The sequence below is a fragment of the Methylobacterium sp. genome, from assembly GCF_019745455.1.
Classification (GTDB): domain Bacteria; phylum Pseudomonadota; class Alphaproteobacteria; order Rhizobiales; family Beijerinckiaceae; genus Methylobacterium.
This window is the reverse complement of record NZ_JAIETD010000056.1, coordinates 1-16,320: the sequence shown is the minus strand read 5'-3', so window position 1 is coordinate 16,320 and position 16,320 is coordinate 1. Positions and strand designations below refer to the sequence as shown.

15 protein-coding genes and 1 pseudogene are annotated in these 16,320 nt (G+C 64.6%); 8 read left to right on the top strand and 8 right to left on the bottom strand.

The window, feature by feature from the left end; all coding sequences use genetic code 11:
• Positions 1–38 precede the first annotated feature (38 nt).
• From K2Y56_RS13815 to K2Y56_RS13795, 5 genes are all read left to right on the top strand, one after another.
• On the top strand, positions 39–2,981 hold the full coding sequence (locus K2Y56_RS13815; protein ID WP_292508328.1) for a formate dehydrogenase subunit alpha: 2,943 nt from the start codon (positions 39–41) through the stop codon (positions 2,979–2,981).
• A 15-nt stretch (positions 2,982–2,996) separates the two neighbouring features.
• Positions 2,997–3,593 (top strand): formate dehydrogenase FDH3 subunit beta, encoded by a 597-nt coding sequence (gene fdh3B, locus K2Y56_RS13810; protein WP_292508322.1) that lies wholly within the window; start codon positions 2,997–2,999, stop codon positions 3,591–3,593.
• 47 nt (positions 3,594–3,640) lie between these two features.
• Positions 3,641–4,663, top strand: a complete 1,023-nt coding sequence (locus K2Y56_RS13805) for a formate dehydrogenase subunit gamma (RefSeq protein ID WP_292508320.1) — start codon at positions 3,641–3,643, stop codon at positions 4,661–4,663.
• Positions 4,664–4,711: 48 nt separating this feature from the next.
• Complete coding sequence (locus K2Y56_RS13800; protein WP_292508317.1) at positions 4,712–4,912, top strand: hypothetical protein; 201 nt, start codon at positions 4,712–4,714, stop codon at positions 4,910–4,912.
• Positions 4,913–5,049: 137 nt separating this feature from the next.
• Positions 5,050–5,268 (top strand): hypothetical protein, encoded by a 219-nt coding sequence (locus K2Y56_RS13795; RefSeq protein ID WP_292508314.1) that lies wholly within the window; start codon positions 5,050–5,052, stop codon positions 5,266–5,268.
• A gap of 12 nt (positions 5,269–5,280) precedes the next feature.
• Here the strand turns inward: K2Y56_RS13795 and K2Y56_RS13790 are convergent, their stop codons facing one another.
• The 8 genes from K2Y56_RS13790 to urtA all read right to left on the bottom strand — a co-directional run bounded on the left by K2Y56_RS13790 (position 5,281) and on the right by urtA (position 13,282).
• Positions 5,281–6,309 (bottom strand): aliphatic amidase, encoded by a 1,029-nt coding sequence (locus K2Y56_RS13790; protein ID WP_292508311.1) that lies wholly within the window; start codon positions 6,307–6,309, stop codon positions 5,281–5,283.
• 86 nt (positions 6,310–6,395) lie between these two features.
• Positions 6,396–6,713 carry a zinc ribbon domain-containing protein gene (locus tag K2Y56_RS13785; protein WP_292508308.1) on the bottom strand — a complete coding sequence of 106 codons (318 nt, stop codon included), beginning with the start codon at positions 6,711–6,713 and terminating at the stop codon, positions 6,396–6,398.
• A 62-nt stretch (positions 6,714–6,775) separates the two neighbouring features.
• Positions 6,776–8,005: a formamidase gene (gene fmdA / locus K2Y56_RS13780; protein ID WP_292508305.1), complete on the bottom strand. Its 1,230-nt coding sequence runs from the start codon at positions 8,003–8,005 to the stop codon at positions 6,776–6,778.
• Positions 8,006–8,122: 117 nt separating this feature from the next.
• Positions 8,123–8,812 carry an urea ABC transporter ATP-binding subunit UrtE gene (gene urtE / locus K2Y56_RS13775; protein WP_292508325.1) on the bottom strand — a complete coding sequence of 230 codons (690 nt, stop codon included), beginning with the start codon at positions 8,810–8,812 and terminating at the stop codon, positions 8,123–8,125.
• A gap of 74 nt (positions 8,813–8,886) precedes the next feature.
• Positions 8,887–9,672 carry an urea ABC transporter ATP-binding protein UrtD gene (gene urtD / locus K2Y56_RS13770; protein ID WP_292508302.1) on the bottom strand — a complete coding sequence of 262 codons (786 nt, stop codon included), beginning with the start codon at positions 9,670–9,672 and terminating at the stop codon, positions 8,887–8,889.
• A gap of 11 nt (positions 9,673–9,683) precedes the next feature.
• On the bottom strand, positions 9,684–10,856 hold the full coding sequence (gene urtC / locus K2Y56_RS13765) for an urea ABC transporter permease subunit UrtC (RefSeq protein WP_292508299.1): 1,173 nt from the start codon (positions 10,854–10,856) through the stop codon (positions 9,684–9,686).
• A 12-nt stretch (positions 10,857–10,868) separates the two neighbouring features.
• The gene (urtB, locus tag K2Y56_RS13760) at positions 10,869–11,795 is read right to left on the bottom strand and encodes an urea ABC transporter permease subunit UrtB (RefSeq protein ID WP_292508296.1); all 927 of its coding nucleotides are present in this window, start codon (positions 11,793–11,795) and stop codon (positions 10,869–10,871) included.
• Between the two features lie 227 nt (positions 11,796–12,022).
• Positions 12,023–13,282: an urea ABC transporter substrate-binding protein gene (gene urtA, locus K2Y56_RS13755; protein WP_292508293.1), complete on the bottom strand. Its 1,260-nt coding sequence runs from the start codon at positions 13,280–13,282 to the stop codon at positions 12,023–12,025.
• A gap of 269 nt (positions 13,283–13,551) precedes the next feature.
• Here urtA and K2Y56_RS13750 point away from each other — a divergent pair, with 269 nt between their 5' ends.
• The 3 genes and pseudogenes from K2Y56_RS13750 to K2Y56_RS13740 form a co-directional block, all read left to right on the top strand.
• Complete coding sequence (locus K2Y56_RS13750; protein ID WP_292508290.1) at positions 13,552–13,785, top strand: AbrB/MazE/SpoVT family DNA-binding domain-containing protein; 234 nt, start codon at positions 13,552–13,554, stop codon at positions 13,783–13,785.
• Positions 13,782–14,186 (top strand): type II toxin-antitoxin system VapC family toxin, encoded by a 405-nt coding sequence (locus K2Y56_RS13745; protein ID WP_292508287.1) that lies wholly within the window; start codon positions 13,782–13,784, stop codon positions 14,184–14,186. Before K2Y56_RS13750 ends, K2Y56_RS13745 begins: the two co-directional genes overlap by 4 nt.
• Before the next feature lie 205 nt (positions 14,187–14,391).
• Positions 14,392–16,320: pseudogene (locus K2Y56_RS13740) on the top strand (hybrid sensor histidine kinase/response regulator); the annotation flags it as partial.

Sequence of the window (16,320 nt, the reverse complement as noted above, 5' to 3'; positions counted from 1 at the left end):
ACCAACGGCTACGAGACATTGAAGAAGTAGAGGGCGCCATGCTGATCAAGCGCAAGAGCGGCGGCCAGGGCCGCGCACGACCCGAGATCGTCGCCGCCTCCCGCGGCCCCGGTGCCGTTGACCGCCGCAGCTTCCTGCGCCAGTCGGGCCTCGTCGCAGGCGGCCTCGCGGTAGCGGGGACCTCACAGCTGGGCGCCGTGCGCAAGGCGCAGGCGGCCGGCTCCTCGGTGAGCGGTCCCGAGGTCAGCATCAAGAAGAACATCTGCACCCACTGCTCGGTGGGCTGCACGGTGACGGCCGAGGTCGTCAACGGCGTCTGGGTCGGCCAGGAGCCGTCCTATGCGAGCCCGATCAACCGCGGCACCCATTGCGCCAAGGGCGCAGCGATCCGCGAGCTCGTCTCCAGCGACCGCCGCCTCAAATACCCGATGAAGATGGTCGGCGGTCAATGGACCCGGATCTCCTGGGACCAGGCGATCAACGAGATCGGCGACAAGGTCGCCGGACTTCGCGAGAAGTATGGCGCGGATTCGGTCTACTGGCTCGGTTCGGCGAAATTCACCAACGAGGCGGCCTACGCCTTCCGCAAGTTCGGCGCCTTCTGGGGCACCAACTCGGTCGACCATCAGGCGCGCATCTGCCACTCGACCACCGTCGCGGGCGTCGCCAACACCTGGGGCTACGGCGCCCAGACCAATTCCTACAACGACATCCGCAATGCCAAGACCATGATCATCATGGGCGGAAATCCGGCCGAGGCGCACCCTGTCGCGCTACAGCACGTGCTGTCGGGCAAGGAGATCAACCGCGCCAACATGATCGTCATCGATCCGCGGTTTACCCGCACGGCGGCGCACGCGACGGACTACGTCCGCATCCGTTCGGGCACCGACATCCCGGTGATCTGGGGCATCCTCTGGCACGTGTTCGAGAACGGCTGGGAGGACAAGGAATTCATCAAGCAGCGCGTCTACGCCATGGAGGACGTCCGCAAGGAAGTCGCAAAGTGGACGCCCGACGAGGTCGAGCGGGTCTCCGGTGTGCCGGGCGAGCAGCTCAAGCGCGTCGCCAAGCTCTTCGCCACCGAGAAGCCCTCGACCCTGATCTGGTGCATGGGCGCGACCCAGCACACGGTCGGCACCGCCAACGTGCGCGCCTTCTGCATCCTCTGTCTTGCTACCGGCAACATCGGCAAGCCCGGCACCGGCGCCAACATCTTCCGCGGCCATACCAACGTACAGGGCGCCACCGATCTCGGCCTCGATGTGACGACGCTGCCGCTCTATTACGGTCTCGTCGAGGGCGGCTGGAAGCACTGGGCCCGCGTCTGGGACGTACCCTACGAGTGGCTACAATCGCGCTTCGACGAAGTTCCGGCAAAAGACGGCCGCAAGGCTCGTTCGCGCAAGGAGAACATGGAAGCGCCGGGCATCACCTCGACGCGCTGGTTCGACGGCGTGAACCTGCCCGACGACCAGGTCGACCAACGCTCCGGCATCAAGGCCATGATGGTGTTCGGCCATGGCGGAAACACCGTCACCCGCCTGCCCGAGGCGGTGAAGGGCTTGTCGAAGCTCGACCTCCTCGTCGTTGCCGACCCGCATCCCACCACCTTCGCGGCGATGGATGCACGGCACGAGAACACCTACCTCCTGCCGATCGCGACATCCCTCGAGATGGACGGTTCGCGCACGGCCTCGAACCGCTCGCTGCAATGGGGCGAGCAGGTCGTGAAGCCGGCCTTCGAGTCGAAGAACGACTACGAGGTGATGTACCTGCTCTCGAAGAAGCTCGGCTTTGCCGACACGATGTGGAAGAACATCAAGGTCGAGAACAACATCCCTGTCGCCGAGGATATCCTTCGGGAAATCAACCGCGGCGGCTGGTCGACCGGCTATTGCGGCCAGAGCCCCGAGCGCCTCAAGGCGCATATGAAGAACCAGCACAAGTTCGACCTTGTGACGCTGCGTGCGCCGAAGGACGATCCGGAGGTCGGCGGCGACTATTACGGCCTGCCCTGGCCGTGCTGGGGCAAGCCCGAGCTCCGGCATCCGGGCACTCATATCCTGTACAACACCAACCTCCACGTGAAGGAAGGCGGCGGCACATTCCGCGCCCGGTTCGGCGTCGAGCGCAACGGCCAGACCCTCCTCGCCGAGGACTCGTTCGGCAAAGGCTCGGATCTCACCGACGGCTACCCCGAGTTCACCATGGCGGTGTTCAAGAAGCTCGGCTGGGACAAGGACCTCACGGCCGAGGAGATGGCCGTGATCACCAAGATCGGCGGCGCCAACATCGACGCGGTAAGCTGGGCGACCGACCTGTCGGGCGGCATCCAGCGCGTCTGCCTCGATCACGGCGTGACGCCCTACGGCAACGGCAAGGCGAGGGCGAATGCCTGGAACTTGCCCGATCCGGTCCCGGTCCATCGCGAGCCGATCTACACGCCGCGTCCCGACCTCGTGGCGAAGTACCCGACCCGGCCGGACGAGCGCCAGTTCCGCATCCCGAATATCGGGTTCTCGGTGCAGAAGGCCGCGGTTGAGAAGAACATCGCCAAGGACTTCCCGATCATCCTGACCTCCGGGCGCCTCGTGGAATACGAGGGTGGCGGCGAGGAGACTCGGTCGAACCCGTGGCTCGCCGAGCTTCAGCAGGACATGTTCGTCGAGATCAATACCGGCGACGCCAGCGAGCGCGGCATCAAGGACGGCCAGTTCGTCTGGGTGTCCGGCCCTGAGAACGGCGCGCAATCCAAGATGAAGGCGCTGGTCACGGACCGGGTCGGCAAGGGCGTCGCCTTCATGCCGTTCCACTTCTCCGGCTGGTACCAGGGCAAGGACATGCGCCAGTACTATCCGGCCGGGACCGATCCGGTGGTGCTCGGCGAGAGCTCCAACAACGGCACCACCTACGGCTTCGATCCTGTGACGGGCATGCAGGAAACGAAGTGCACCCTGTGTCAGATCCGGGCCGCGTAAGGAAAGACCACGACCATGGCTCGCATGAAGTTCCTCTGCGACGCGGACCGCTGCATCGAGTGCAACGCCTGCGTCACCGCCTGCAAGAACGAGCACGAGGTGCCCTGGGGCATCAACCGCCGCCGCGTCGTCACACTCAATGACGGCAAGCCCGGCGAGCGCTCGGTCTCGATGGCCTGCATGCACTGCACCGACGCGCCCTGCGCGGCGGTCTGCCCGGTGAACTGCTTCTACACCACGGCCGATGCGGTGGTTTTGCACTCGAAGGACATCTGCATCGGCTGCGGCTACTGCTTCTACGCCTGCCCGTTCGGCGCGCCGCAATATCCGAAGGTCGGCAACTTCGGTTCGCGCGGCAAGATGGACAAGTGCACCTACTGCGCCGGCGGTCCCGAGGCCGATTTCTCGACCATCGAGTACGAGAAGTACGGCTCGAACCGTCTCGCCGAGGGCAAGCTGCCGCTCTGCGCCGAGATGTGCTCGACCAAGGCCTTGCTCGCCGGCGACGGCGAGATGATCGCCCAGATCTACAAGGAGCGGGTGGTCAAGCGCGGCTACGGCTCCGGCGCCTGGGGCTGGAAGACCGCCTACCGCGAGACCATCGCGATCTGACCGAGGCGACAAGCCGGCGTCGAACGAGACTTCTAGGGAGAACGCCGATGCGGCGGGGAATGACGCTCTTCAGGACCATCGTGGTGGCGACGGCCCTCGCCGCCGCGGTGCCGGCCATGGCGCAGCAAACGAGGGACGGCCTCAACCCGACCGGGCAGAATCCGACGGCGGATTCGGTGACCGAAGAGTTCCTGTTCAAGCAGGAGCCCAAGATCGGCGGCCGGGTCTCGATCCCCGACGGGAAGTCCGCCAACCTCATCCAGCCTCAGGGCCGCGAGTACCAGGCCTTCCGCGAAGGCTGGCTTCCCTGGATCGGCGGCATCGCCGTCCTCGGCATTCTCGGCCTGCTCACGGCTTTCTTCCTTCTGCGGGGGCGGATCGCCCTCGACGATCCCGGCCCGGATACCGGCAAAAAGATCCTGCGCTTCAATAGCTTCGAGCGCTTCGCTCACTGGATGACGGCGACCTGTTTCATCATCCTGTCGCTGTCGGGCCTGAACTATATCTTCGGAAAGCGGCTGCTGATGCCGCTGATCGGGCCCGAGGCTTTCGGCACGCTCTCGCAATGGGCGAAGTACAGCCACCTCTATCTCGCCTGGCCCTTCATGCTCGGCATCGCGATCATGCTGATCGTCTGGCTCAAGGACAACATCCCGGAGAAGCTCGACTGGGAGTGGATCAAGGCCGGTGGCGGCCTCATCGGCCGCGGCCATCCCCATGCCAAGCGCTTCAATGCCGGGCAGAAGGTGGTCTTCTGGATGGTGGTCGGCTTCGGCGCGGCCATGAGCGTGACCGGCGTCGTCATGATGTTCCCCTTCGCGGTCACCGATATCAACGGCATGCAGGTCACCCAGGTGATCCACTCGCTGATCGGCGTCGTGTTCATCGCCGGCATCCTCGCGCACATCTATATCGGCTCGATCGGGATGGAGGGCGCCTACGACGCGATGGGCAGCGGCAAGGTCGATCTCGGCTGGGCGAAGTCGCATCACGACCTCTGGGTCGAGGAGCAGCAGGCCAAGAACGCGAGCGTGGCCCAACTCGGAACCCGCCAAGTTCCGGCGGAATGAGCGCCCTGGATCGCGGACGGCCCGGCACATGACAATCAGGAGTCTTCGATGAAAGTGTTCGTCATGTCCGTTGCCGCCGCCGTCGCACTCGCGGTCGCGGCCTCGTTCCTCCTCAACGAGAACCAGAAGTTCGCCTACGAGGCGTTCGCCACCTCAGGCGCCCGCGTCTCCGAGCCCGGCACCAATCTCGTCGGGCCTAAGTGGAACGGCGAGACGACGGAGCCGTCGGGCAAGAAGCACGGGGCGTGAAGCCTCGGCTTCCGTAAAAAGCGGATTTGACGAACCTCGGCAGTTCCCAGGGATCGTCGATATCGCACTGCAACAATTGGTACGAAGGATGCGAGGACTTCCCCATGCCGGATGAGCGGCATGGACGAGGGCGGACGATGGAACTTACGGCGATTCAGCTCCTCCAAGCCTTCGGGTTCACCATGGGCTGCGTCGCGATCCACACGCTTCGCTCGCATGCCGATACGCTGACCGAAATCCTGGCGGTTCTGGTTCTCATCCTCGGCCTTGCGGCGGCCGCGATCGGGATCGACCGGTTTCAGGTCGATCCCGGTCACCACTCGGATATCGCGATCGACCTCAGCCGGATGCTGTGATGCGCGGAGCGCTCAGCGCGGTGGCGTCGGCAGACCCTCCATCGAGCATTCCTCGCTGCCGACACTCTGCCGTGTGATCGCCCGGACCGCATCGCGTGTCCCTTCCGGATCCTCGATCCAGCGGCGATAGAAGTTGTAGGGGCAATCGGCCTTGCCCTGCTCGTTCTCTTTCGAGTTGATCATCCCCGTATAGCCGCGGTGCAGTAGCTTGAAGAGGTGGTTCTCCGACTGCATGTGCTGACGCGCGTCCCGGATGAGGAATTTCGACAGCGAGGCGTACTGGATGCCCATCTCCTCGGTTCCGCATTCGCCGAGCGTGCGCCCGTCGAAGCCGATCAGCGCCGAGTGGCCGAAATAAGTGTAGACGCCGTCGAAGCCGGAGGCATTCGCCACCGCCACATAGACGTTGTTGGCGAAGGCCATCGCCTTCGACATCAGGATCTGCTGCTCCTTGGCCGGGTACATGTAGCCCTGGCAGCGGATGATGAGCTCGGCACCGCGCATGGCGCAGTCGCGCCAGATCTCCGGATAGTTGCCGTCGTCGCAGATGATGAGGCTGATCTTGAGGCCCTTAGGCCCCTCCGATACGTAGGTGCAATCGCCCGGATACCAGCCCTCGATCGGCGTCCAGGGCATGATCTTGCGGTACTTTTGCACGATCTCGCCCTGGTCGTTCATCAGGATCAGGGTGTTGTAGGGCGCCTTGTGCGGATGCTCCTCGTGGCGCTCGCCGGTGAGCGAGAACACGCCCCAGACCTTCGCCCTGCGACAGGCCTCGGCGAAGATCGCCGTCTCCTCGCCGGGGATGCTGGCCGCGGTCTCGTACATCTCGGCGGCGTCGTACATGATGCCGTGGGTCGAGTACTCTGGGAAGATCACGAGATCCATGCCCGGCAGTCCGGCTTTCATGCCGAGGATCATGTCGCCGATTTTGCGGGCGTTCTCCAAAACCTCGGCCTTGGTGTGAAGGCGAGGCATCTTGTAGTTCACGACGGCCACGCCGACGCCGTCGTTGCTCGAGGAAATGTCGCCGTGCATCATGGCGGTGTTCCTTGTGTCATCTCGTTTCTAAAAAAGCCCAACGCGCTCCCCTCCCCACAAGGGAGAGGAGCGGCGCTACGTCCGGCCTAGTGGCTGATCATCCAGGGCCGTGCGTTCGGGAAGCTCTTGGCCGCCGCAGGCTCCTTGGCCTTGGCCGCTCCGCTGCAGCAGCCGCACCCTGCTCCGTGACCGGAGGAGCGGCGGGGCGCATGGGCGCTCCGCTCGTTCGTCGCGTATGCCTTCCGCCTACCAGCATCCATGGAGGCGAGGTTGGGCGCGGTGAGGAAGGCGCGGCCGCACGAAGCCCCGCAATCGGGACAATCATGCGGATCGCGGAATTGCGCCATGGGGCGCAGGACCGTGAAGGGGCCGCAATCGTTGCAGGCGTAATCGTAGACCGGCATTTAAGCGCTCCCAGGCAAGGTGTGTGCGGTTTGCCGGCCCGGGAGCGCGGCAAACCAGGGGACTACAGATCCGGCGAGAGCGGCATCTGGATCGAGCCGTCGATATGCTTGATCGGCCCGTCGGCGCCGGGATTGATGTCGAAGTCGAAGATGCCGGTGGGAATCCAGAGCGTGGCGCAGGCATTCGGGATGTCGACGACGCCCGAGATATGGCCCTGGACCGGGGCGGTGCCGAGGATCGAATAGGCCTGGGCACCCGAATAGCCGAACTTCTTCAGGTACTCGATCGCGTTGAGGCAGGCCTGGCGGTAGGCGACGGTGACGTCGAGGTAATGCTGCTTGCCGTACTCGTCGACCGAGACGCCCTCGAAGATCAGGTGATCGTCGAATTTCGGCGTGATCGGCGACGGCTTGAAGATCGGGTTCTTGATCCCGTACTTCGCCATTCCGTCCTTGATCAGGCTCACCTTGAGATGGACCCAGCCGGCCATCTCGATGGCGCCGCAGAAGGTGATCTCGCCGTCGCCCTGGCTGAAATGCAGGTCGCCCATGGAGAGGCCGGCACCCGGAACGTAGACCGGGAAGTAGATCTTCGAGCCGCGCGAAAGGTCCTTGATGTCGCAATTGCCACCATGCTCGCGGCCCGGCACCGTCCGGGCGCCCGTGGCCGCGGCAGCATCCTTCGCGTCGCCCTTCAGCCGGCCCATATGGGCGGTCGGCCCGAAGGGGAGGGTGGCCAAAGCCGGCACCCGGCCGGGATTGGTGTCGAAGAGGGCCTTCTCGCGGGTGTTCCAGGTCTCCAGCATCTTCGGATCGGGCAGGCAGCCGATCAGGCCGGGATGGATCAGGCCGGGGAAGCGCACGCCCGGGATGTGGCGGGACTTGGTGAACATGCCCTCGAAATCCCAGATCGATTTCTGGGCCTGGGGGAAGTGCTCGTCGAGGAAGCCGCCGCCATTGTTCTTGGAGAAGAAGCCGTTGAAGCCCCACTGGCTCTCGGGCTTGGCGCCGATATCGAGGAGGTCGACGACCAAGAGGTCGCCGGGCTCTGCGCCCTCGACCCCGATCGGGCCGGACAGGAAGTGAACGATCGACAGGTCGATGTCGCGCACGTCGTCGGCGGAATCGTTGTTCTTGATGAAGCCACCGGTCCAGTCATAGGTCTCGACGATGAAGTCGTCGCCGGGCCTGACCATGGCCACCATCGGAATGTCCGGGTGCCAGCGGTTATGGACCATGTCGTTGTCGTAGGCCGACTGGGTGAGGTCGACCTTGATGAGCGTCTCGGCCATGTCTTTGCGGCTCCCTCTTCCGCACCCCTGCGTGCGGGACCTGTTGGGGCCGTCGGTTCATCCGCCGGCCCGTTGAAAACATGCGCGGTCTGCGATCCGTGGGGACGCGCCGCCGCCTCAGACCGACAGGAAGCGCGCCACCTGTGCCTCGTCGACGTCCTCGCGCAGGACCTCGTGGACGATCGATCCGTTCTCGACGACGAGCACCCGGTCGGCGACGTCGAGGGCGAAGCTCAGCACCTGCTCCGAGACGACGATGGAGAGGCCGCGCTCGTCGCGGATCTTGCGGAGCGTCCGGCCCATCTCGCGGATGATCGAGGGCTGGATGCCCTCCGTCGGCTCGTCGAGGAGCAGCACCTTGGGCCGGCTCGCGAGCGCCCTCGCGATGGCGAGCTGCTGCTGCTGGCCGCCCGAGAGGTTGCCGCCGCGGCGGCCCTTCATCTCGAGCAGGACCGGGAACATCGTGTAGAGGTCCTGCGGAACCTTGCGCTCGCCGGTGACGGTGAGACCCGTCTCGATGTTCTCCTGAACCGTCATGGTCGAGAAGATCATGCGGCCCTGGGGCACGTAGGCGAGGCCCTTGGCGACGCGCTGGTGGCTTTTCAGCCCGGCGATGTTCTCGCCCGCCACCCGGATCGCGCCGGATTTGACCGGAACGATTCCCATCAGGGTCTTCATGAGCGTGGTCTTGCCCATGCCGTTGCGCCCCATTACGGCGACGATCTCTCCCGGGGCCACCGAGAAGTCGAGGCCGTGGAGGACTTCGCTCTGGCCATAGGCCGCGTGAAGGTCCTCCACCGCCAGGATCGGCGCCGTCGCCATCTGCGGTACGGGAGAGGAGGAGACAGGACTGGTCTGCAGCATCGCGCGTGTTCCCTGTCTCAGTGGCCGAGATAGACTTCGACGACCTTGGGGTCGTTCTTGACCCGCTCCATCGAGCCTTCCGACAGCACCTTGCCCTGATGGAGCACGGTGACCCGGTGGGCGATGTCCTCGACGAACTTCATGTCGTGCTCGATCACCAGCACCGAGCGGCCGACGATGATTTGGTTGAGGAGTTCGGCGGTCTTGATGCGCTCGCCGACGCTCATGCCGGCCACCGGCTCGTCGAGCATCAGGAGCTCGGGGTCCTGAATCAGCAGCATACCGATCTCGAGCCACTGCTTCTGGCCATGGCTCAGGAATTCGGCGCGCTCGGTGAGCTGGTCCTTGAGGAAGATCATGTTGGCGACCTCCTCGATCCGGTCGCGGACTTCGCCATCGCGCTTGAAGGTGAGCGCTCCGAACACCGAGCGCCCGCGCGGGAACGAGATCTCGAGGTTCTCGAAGACGGTGAGGTCGTCGTAGATCGACGGCGTCTGGAACTTTCGGCCGACGCCGGCCTGGACGATGGCGCTCTCCGAGAGCTTGGTCAGTTCGGTGCCCTTGTACTTGATCGAGCCGGCGCTGGCTTTCGTGCGCCCGCAGATCAGGTCGAGCACCGTGGTCTTGCCGGCGCCGTTCGGGCCGATGATGACCCGGATCTCGTTGGGGTCGACGTAGAACGAGACGTCGTTCACCGCCTTGAACCCATCGAAGGAGACCGTGAGGGATTCGACGGCGAGGAGGAACTTCGGTGCGTCCGGGCTCTCGCCGATGATCGGCGAATGCAGCATGGCGGCGTTCATGGGGATCGCTCCTATTCGGCCGGGGTGCCGTGCGGCAGGGGGCCGGCTTCGGCCGGGGCGAGGACCTTCACCTTGCGGGTGAGGCGCGGTTCGACATAGGTGCGGTAGATGCCGGCTAGGCCGTTCGGAAAGGCGAGGACGACGGCGATGAAAAGCGCGCCGAGGCCGAACAGCCAGAGCTCGGGGAAGCTCTCCGAGAACGAGGTCTTGGCCCCGTTGACGAGAAGCGTGCCCCAGACCGCGCCGAACAGCGACAGGCGCCCTCCGACGGCGGCGTAGATCACCATCTCGATCGAGGGCACGATGCCGACGAAGGATGGCGACATGAATCCGACCTGCAGGGTGAACATCGCCCCGCCGATCGCCGCGAAGACGGCAGCGAGGCAGAAGGCGAAGGTCTTGAAGCTCGCGACCTGGTAGCCGGAGAACCGGACCCGGTCCTCCTTGTCGCGCATGGCGACGAGGATGCGGCCGAGCTTCGACTTCTTCACGTATTGCGCGAACAGGATACAGGCGATCAGCAGCCCGCCATTTACGAAGTACAGGATGTTATGGGCGCTGTCGGTGCGGATGTCCCAGCCGTTGAGGGTGCGCAGATCGGTGATTCCGTTGATGCCGCCGGTATAGCCCTGCTGGCCGACGATCAGGATCGTCAGGATCGCGGCGATCGCCTGGGTGATGATGGCGAAATAGGTGCCGCCGACGCGCCGGCGGAACATGGCCGTGCCGATCACGAAGGCGAAGAAGGCAGGCAGCACGATGATCGCCAGGATCGTGAAGGGCAGGCTATGGAACGGCTTCCAGAACCAAGGTAGCTCCGTAATCTGGTTCCAATCCATGAAATCGGGGATGCCCGGCGTCGACTGGATCTTGGTGTTCTCGACGCTGGAGGCTTCCAGCTTCAGGTACATCGCCATGCAGTAGCCGCCGAGGCCGAAGAAGCAGCCCTGGCCAAGCGAGAGGATGCCGCCGAAGCCCCAGCAGATGACGAGGCCGAGCGCCACGAAGGCGTAGGTGAGGTACTTGCCGACGAGGTTGAGCCGGAAGGCGTCGAGCACCATCGGCAGCACGAAGAGGATCACCGCCGCGAGGATCGCGAGGCTCACCCACTCCATCGGCTTCATGAAGGGGTTGTCGTGGACGCTGGACGAAGCGGAGGAGGTCGGCATCTTGGGGCTATCCATGATCGTATCTCCTCAGCGCCGGACCTTGAGGGTGAAGAGGCCCTGCGGCCGCAGCATCAGGATACCGACCACCGCGAGCAGCGTGATCACCTTGGCCGTCGATCCGGAGAGGAAGAACTCAAGCGTCGACTGGGTCTGCGAGATCGAGAAGGCCGAGGCGATGGTGCCCAGAAGGCTCGCCGCCCCTCCGAAGACGACGATCAGGAAGGTGTCGACGATGTAGAGCTGACCCGAGGTCGGCCCCGTCGAGCCGATCATCGTGAAGGCCGAGCCGGCGATGCCGGCGATGCCGCAGCCGAGGCCGAAGGTGTATCGGTCGACCTTCTCGGTATCGATCCCGACGGCACCCGCCATCGGCCGGTTCTGCACCACGGCGCGGACCTGGGCGCCGAAACGCGAGCGATACATCAGGAACGCGACGCCCACGGTGATCAGCATCGTCACCGCCATCACGAAGATGCCGTTGATCGGCACCTCGATCATGTCGGTGACCTGGACCGAGCCGATGAGCCAGGACGGAAGCTCGACGCCGACCTCGCGGGCGCCGAACACCGAGCGATAGGTCTGCTGCAGGATCAGCGACAGGCCCCAGGTGGCCAGCAGCGTATCTAGTGGGCGCTTGTAGAGGTGGCGGATCAGGCTCCACTCGACCAGCATGCCGAGGGCGCCCGAGGCCAGGAAGGCGAGGGCCATCGCCACGAAGAAGTAGGCGGTGAAGAGCCCCGGCAGGTGGGCCTGGAAGAAGGTCGAGCAAAGATAGGTGACGTAGGCGCCGAGGATCATGAACTCCCCATGCGCCATGTTGATCACGCCCATCTGGCCGAAGATGATCGCGAGGCCCAAAGCCATCAGCAGGTAGACGGAGAACAGGATCAGGCCGGCGAAACCCTGCATCGCGAAGATCGCGCTGAGGTCCGTCAGGGAGTAATCGCCGAACATCGCGTGATCTCCATTCGTCCGGATATTCCTGCGCCGATCGCCCGGTCCTGAGCCTCGTCCTGAGGCGCCGAAGCGAAAAGGAGGCCTCGAAGGAGGGCTCCAGCAGGCGCACCATCCCTGGAACTCTCCTTCGAAGCCCGCTTTCGCGGGCACCTCAGGATGAGACGAGGGTGCGCTAAGGGCTGGCAGGCCTCTCAGCCCGCCAGCCGTAGCAAGTCGTAGGCCGACTACTGGTAGCCCTTGGGGAAGGGGTTCGGCTCGATGAGCTCGGGGCTCTCGTAGACGACCTCGAACTGGCCGTTCGGCAGGGCCTTGGCGACGCGGGTCTTCGACCAGAGGTGATGGTTCTGGTGGATCTTGACGTAGCCTTCGGGCGCGCCCTTGAACTCGATATCGGTCGAGGCGACGGCGAGCTTGTCGACGTCGAACGAGCCGGCTTTCTCGCAGGTCATCTTCCACAGATACGGGCCGAGATAGGCGGCCTGCGTGACGTCGCCGATGACGGTCTTCTCGCCCCACATCTTCTTGAAGGCGGCGACGAACTTCTCGTTGTTCGGGTTCTTGAGCGATTGGAAGTACTTCATGCAGGAATAGGCGCCGGCAATGTTTTCGCCGCCGATGCCGTCGATCTCGTCCTCGGTGACCGAGATCGTCAGGAGGGTCTGCTTGTTGAGGTCGATGCCGGCCGCTTTCAGCTGCTTGTAGAACGCCACGTTCGACCCGCCGACGACGTCGGTGAAGATCACGTCGGGCTTGGTAAGCTTGAGCTTGTTGATGACCGAGTTGAACTGGGTGTGGCCTAGCGGGAAGTATTCCTCGCCGACGACCTTGGTCTTCAGCACGTTCTCGATGTGCTTGCGGGCGATCTTGTTCGAGGTACGCGGCCAGATGTAATCCGAGCCGATAAAGAAGAACGTCTTGGCGCCCTTCTCCTTGGCGACCCAATTGAGCGAGGCGAGGATCTGCTGCGTCGCCTCCTGGCCGGTATAGATGACGTTCTTCGACTGCTCGAGGCCTTCGTAGAAGGTCGGGTAGTAGAGAAGGCCGTTATACTGCTCGAAGACCGGCAGGGCGGCCTTGCGCGAGGCGGAGGTCCAGCAACCCATCACGGCCGCGCACTTGTCGTTGACGAGGAGCTTCTTGGCCTTCTCCGCGAAGGTCGGCCAATCGGAGGCGCCGTCTTCCTGGATGATCTTGATCTTGCGGCCGAGCACGCCGCCCGCGGCGTTGATTTCCTCGATGGCGAGCTTCTCGGCCTGAATCGACCCGGTCTCGGAGATCGCCATGGTGCCGGTGGCCGAATGCAGGATGCCTACCGTCACTTCCGTGTCGGTGACCGCGAGGCCGGAGGTGTTGACCACCGAGGTCGGCGGACCTGCGGCGAAAGCTTGCCGCGGCAACAGGGCGAGTGCGGGCGCTCCCGCCAGCCCCATCAGAAGCCTGCGCCGCAGCGCCGATTGCAAACCGTTATTCGTCTCGTCTGCCATCGTGACCTCAACCCCTGTTCGTTGCCGCGCGGCTCGTGGAAAGGCCGCATTCGGTCAAAGCAAAGGCTAGGCCGTGTGATGCGCTGCAGCATATACGCTGTTTTGCGTATGGCGCTTTGGCACCGGGGGGTTCGGGAGGATCTGGAAGCTCTGAATGGCGAAAGGCAGGTAGCCGCAGCATTCGGGCAAGCTTCGCCCGACCGACTCAGTCATCTTCATAAACGATTGCGAAAGATGACATAGGCCGCGGCATAGGCCATGCCCTTCTCATGGAACGCATCGTCAGCATCTTCAGGAACGGCCGTAGCCAGGCTGTCCGAATCCCTCGGGAGTTCGAACTTCCCGGAAAGCGGGCGATCCTCCGTCGGGAGGGTGGACGGCTTTTCATCGAACCGGTGGACGACGCTTCGTTGGCGAGCGTGCTCTCAGGCCTCGAGCCGCTTGGCCCTGGAGATCGTCTCGATGTGGTCGAGGACCTTCCCGCGGACCGGATCGACCTGTGAGCCGCTTCCTGCTGGATACCGATATCCTGTCTAGCCTCATCGACGATCGTGGACAGAGCCCCGTTCTGCGCCGGATCGCCGAGATCGGCGACGACCATGTCTGTACGAGCGTCATCGTGGCGGCCGAGATCCGTTACGGCGTCGCCAAGCGGGCTTCCGCCAAGCTCGCCGAATCGGCTGAACGTGTTCTTGGCGCTCTTCCGATCCTGGCCTTCGAATCCCCGGCGGCGATCGTCTATGGTGACATCCGGTCGGATCTCGAACGGCGCGGCATGATGATCGGCGCGAACGATCTCCTGATCGCCGCACAATGCCTCTCGCTCGATCTCGTTCTCGTCACCAACAACAGCCGTGAGTTCCAGCGCGTCGTCGGCCTCAGGCTGGAGGATTGGCTGGCCTGACCTGCCGCCGAAGGCCGGCATCGGTGCCGAGCGGGCATTCGCGGGTGTCGGGGTCGAGATGCACGATTCTTGCTCAGGCTTCGAAGCAGAATGCGCCTCGTCGCTCCATCCTGGCCACCACGTCACCGGCGTGGCAGATCTTCGTATCTCTCGACCGAAGCTGACGTCTCGTGAACCGATCAGGCCTTCTCGCCATACCGACCTCATGAGTGCCCGGCAGCATATCGTCCCGATTCGCCGGGACTACAACCGATTCGTCGCCGACGAGACGCTCGAGGATTACGCACTGCGCTTCACGGCGAAGAAGGCGCGGCGCTGGTCCGGCTTCCAGGTAGCGCAGACCGCGTTGGGCTCCCTGTCGTTCCTCGCCTTGGAGGCCATCGGCGGCACCCTGGTGCTCGCCACCGGCTTCACCAACACCGTCGCAGCGCTGCTCGTCGCCGGCCTGATCATTTTCGCGACGGCGGCTCCGATCAGCATCTACGCGGCGCGGTTCGGCCTCGATATCGACCTTCTCACCCGCGGTGCCGGCTTCGGCTACATCGGCTCGACGATCACCTCCCTGATCTATGCGAGCTTCACCTTCCTGTTCTTCGCCATCGAGGCGTCGATCATGGCGCTGGCGCTGAACCTCTGGCTCGGCCTGCCGCTGACCATCGGGTACGTCGTCAGCGCGCTCGCGGCGATTCCCTTGGTCATCTACGGCATCAGCCTGATCAGCCGCTTCCAGATCTGGACGCAGCCGGTCTGGATCATCCTCAACGTCGTGCCGCTGGCCTTCATCGCCGTGAAGGGCGGAGGTTCGTTCGAGGCCTGGACCGGGTACGCCGGCCTCTCGGGAAAGGGCAACGGGTTCGATCCTGCCCTGTTCGGTTTTGCCGTCGGCATCCTCCTGGCACTCCTCGCGCAGATCGGCGAGCAGGTCGACTTCCTGCGGTTCGTCCCGGCGATCCAGGAGAACGGGCGGCGGCGCTGGTGGGCTGCCGTGCTTGGTGCCGGCGCAGGCTGGATCGTGCCCGGGATGGTCAAGATCCTGCTCGGCTCGTTCCTCGCCGTCCTGGTGTTGAGCCACGGCGTCGCCCCAGAGCAGGCCAGTGACCCGACCCAGATGTACGCCATCGCCTTCGGCTACGTCGTGCCCTCGCAGGAGGCGGCGATCGCCCTCATGGCTTTGTTCGTCATGATCTCTCAGCTCAAGATCAACGTCACCAACGCCTATGCCGGCTCGATCGCCTGGTCTAACTTCTTCTCCCGGCTCACCCATTCCCATCCGGGGCGCGTGGTGTGGCTCGTCTTCAACGTCGCCATCGCGCTCCTGTTGATGGAGCTCGGCATCGACAAGACCATCGCCAGCACGCTCTCGCTCTATGCCGTCGTGGTCTCGTCATGGGTCGGGGCGCTCGCCGCCGACCTCGCGATCAGCAAGCCGCTCGGCCTGTCGCCGCCCGGCATCGAGTTCAAGCGCGCCCATCTCTACGCGATCAATCCCGTGGGCACGGGCGCCATGATCGGCGCGATTCTCGTCGGCTGCTCTGCCTATGGCGGGCTCTTGGGGCATGGCCTCCAGCCCTTCGCGCCGCTCCTCTCCCTCGCGACCGCCGTAATCGGGGCGCCGCTCCTCGCCTATCTTACGGGCGGTCGCTACTACCTCGCGCGCGCTCCCCGGACGGATTGGGGCGGAGCCTCCAGCATCACCTGCCAGGTCTGCGAACACCCGTTCGAAACCGAGGACATGGCGCATTGCCCGGCCTATGCCGGACCGATCTGCTCGCTCTGCTGTTCGCTCGATGCTCGCTGCGGCGACCTCTGCAAGCCGCACGGGCGCCTCGATGCGCAGGCGCAGGCCAGCCTCTCGAAGGTCTTGCCGGCGCGGACCGCAGCCTGGATCGGCGCACCGTTGGGGCGCTATCTGGGCCTGATGGCGACGCTGGTGGCGGTGATCGCCCTCATCCTCGGCATCGTCCATGCCGGCGCGGCCGCGGAGAACCCGGAGCACAGGGAGGTGCTCGCGGCGGCGCTCACCAGCGTCTTCCTGATCCTCGTCGTGATTCTCGGCGTCGTGGCCTGGCTGTTCGTGCTGGCGCAGGAGAGCCGCCGCGTCGCGCAGGAGGAGACCGGCCGCCAGACCCTGCTC

Excerpts from the sequence above, each read along its gene's own strand:
- K2Y56_RS13815 (WP_292508328.1), top strand. The coding sequence starts at position 39 with ATGCTGATCAAGCGCAAGAGCGGCGGCCAGGGCCGCGCACGACCCGAG.
- fdh3B (WP_292508322.1), top strand. The coding sequence starts at position 2,997 with ATGGCTCGCATGAAGTTCCTCTGCGACGCGGACCGCTGCATCGAGTGC.
- K2Y56_RS13805 (WP_292508320.1), top strand. The coding sequence starts at position 3,641 with ATGCGGCGGGGAATGACGCTCTTCAGGACCATCGTGGTGGCGACGGCC.
- K2Y56_RS13800 (WP_292508317.1), top strand. The coding sequence starts at position 4,712 with ATGAAAGTGTTCGTCATGTCCGTTGCCGCCGCCGTCGCACTCGCGGTC.
- K2Y56_RS13795 (WP_292508314.1), top strand. The coding sequence starts at position 5,050 with ATGGAACTTACGGCGATTCAGCTCCTCCAAGCCTTCGGGTTCACCATG.
- K2Y56_RS13790 (WP_292508311.1), bottom strand. The coding sequence starts at position 6,309 with ATGATGCACGGCGACATTTCCTCGAGCAACGACGGCGTCGGCGTGGCC.
- K2Y56_RS13785 (WP_292508308.1), bottom strand. The coding sequence starts at position 6,713 with ATGCCGGTCTACGATTACGCCTGCAACGATTGCGGCCCCTTCACGGTC.
- fmdA (WP_292508305.1), bottom strand. The coding sequence starts at position 8,005 with ATGGCCGAGACGCTCATCAAGGTCGACCTCACCCAGTCGGCCTACGAC.
- urtD (WP_292508302.1), bottom strand. The coding sequence starts at position 9,672 with ATGAACGCCGCCATGCTGCATTCGCCGATCATCGGCGAGAGCCCGGAC.
- urtC (WP_292508299.1), bottom strand. The coding sequence starts at position 10,856 with ATGGATAGCCCCAAGATGCCGACCTCCTCCGCTTCGTCCAGCGTCCAC.
- urtB (WP_292508296.1), bottom strand. The coding sequence starts at position 11,795 with ATGTTCGGCGATTACTCCCTGACGGACCTCAGCGCGATCTTCGCGATG.
- urtA (WP_292508293.1), bottom strand. The coding sequence starts at position 13,282 with ATGGCAGACGAGACGAATAACGGTTTGCAATCGGCGCTGCGGCGCAGG.
- K2Y56_RS13750 (WP_292508290.1), top strand. The coding sequence starts at position 13,552 with ATGGAACGCATCGTCAGCATCTTCAGGAACGGCCGTAGCCAGGCTGTC.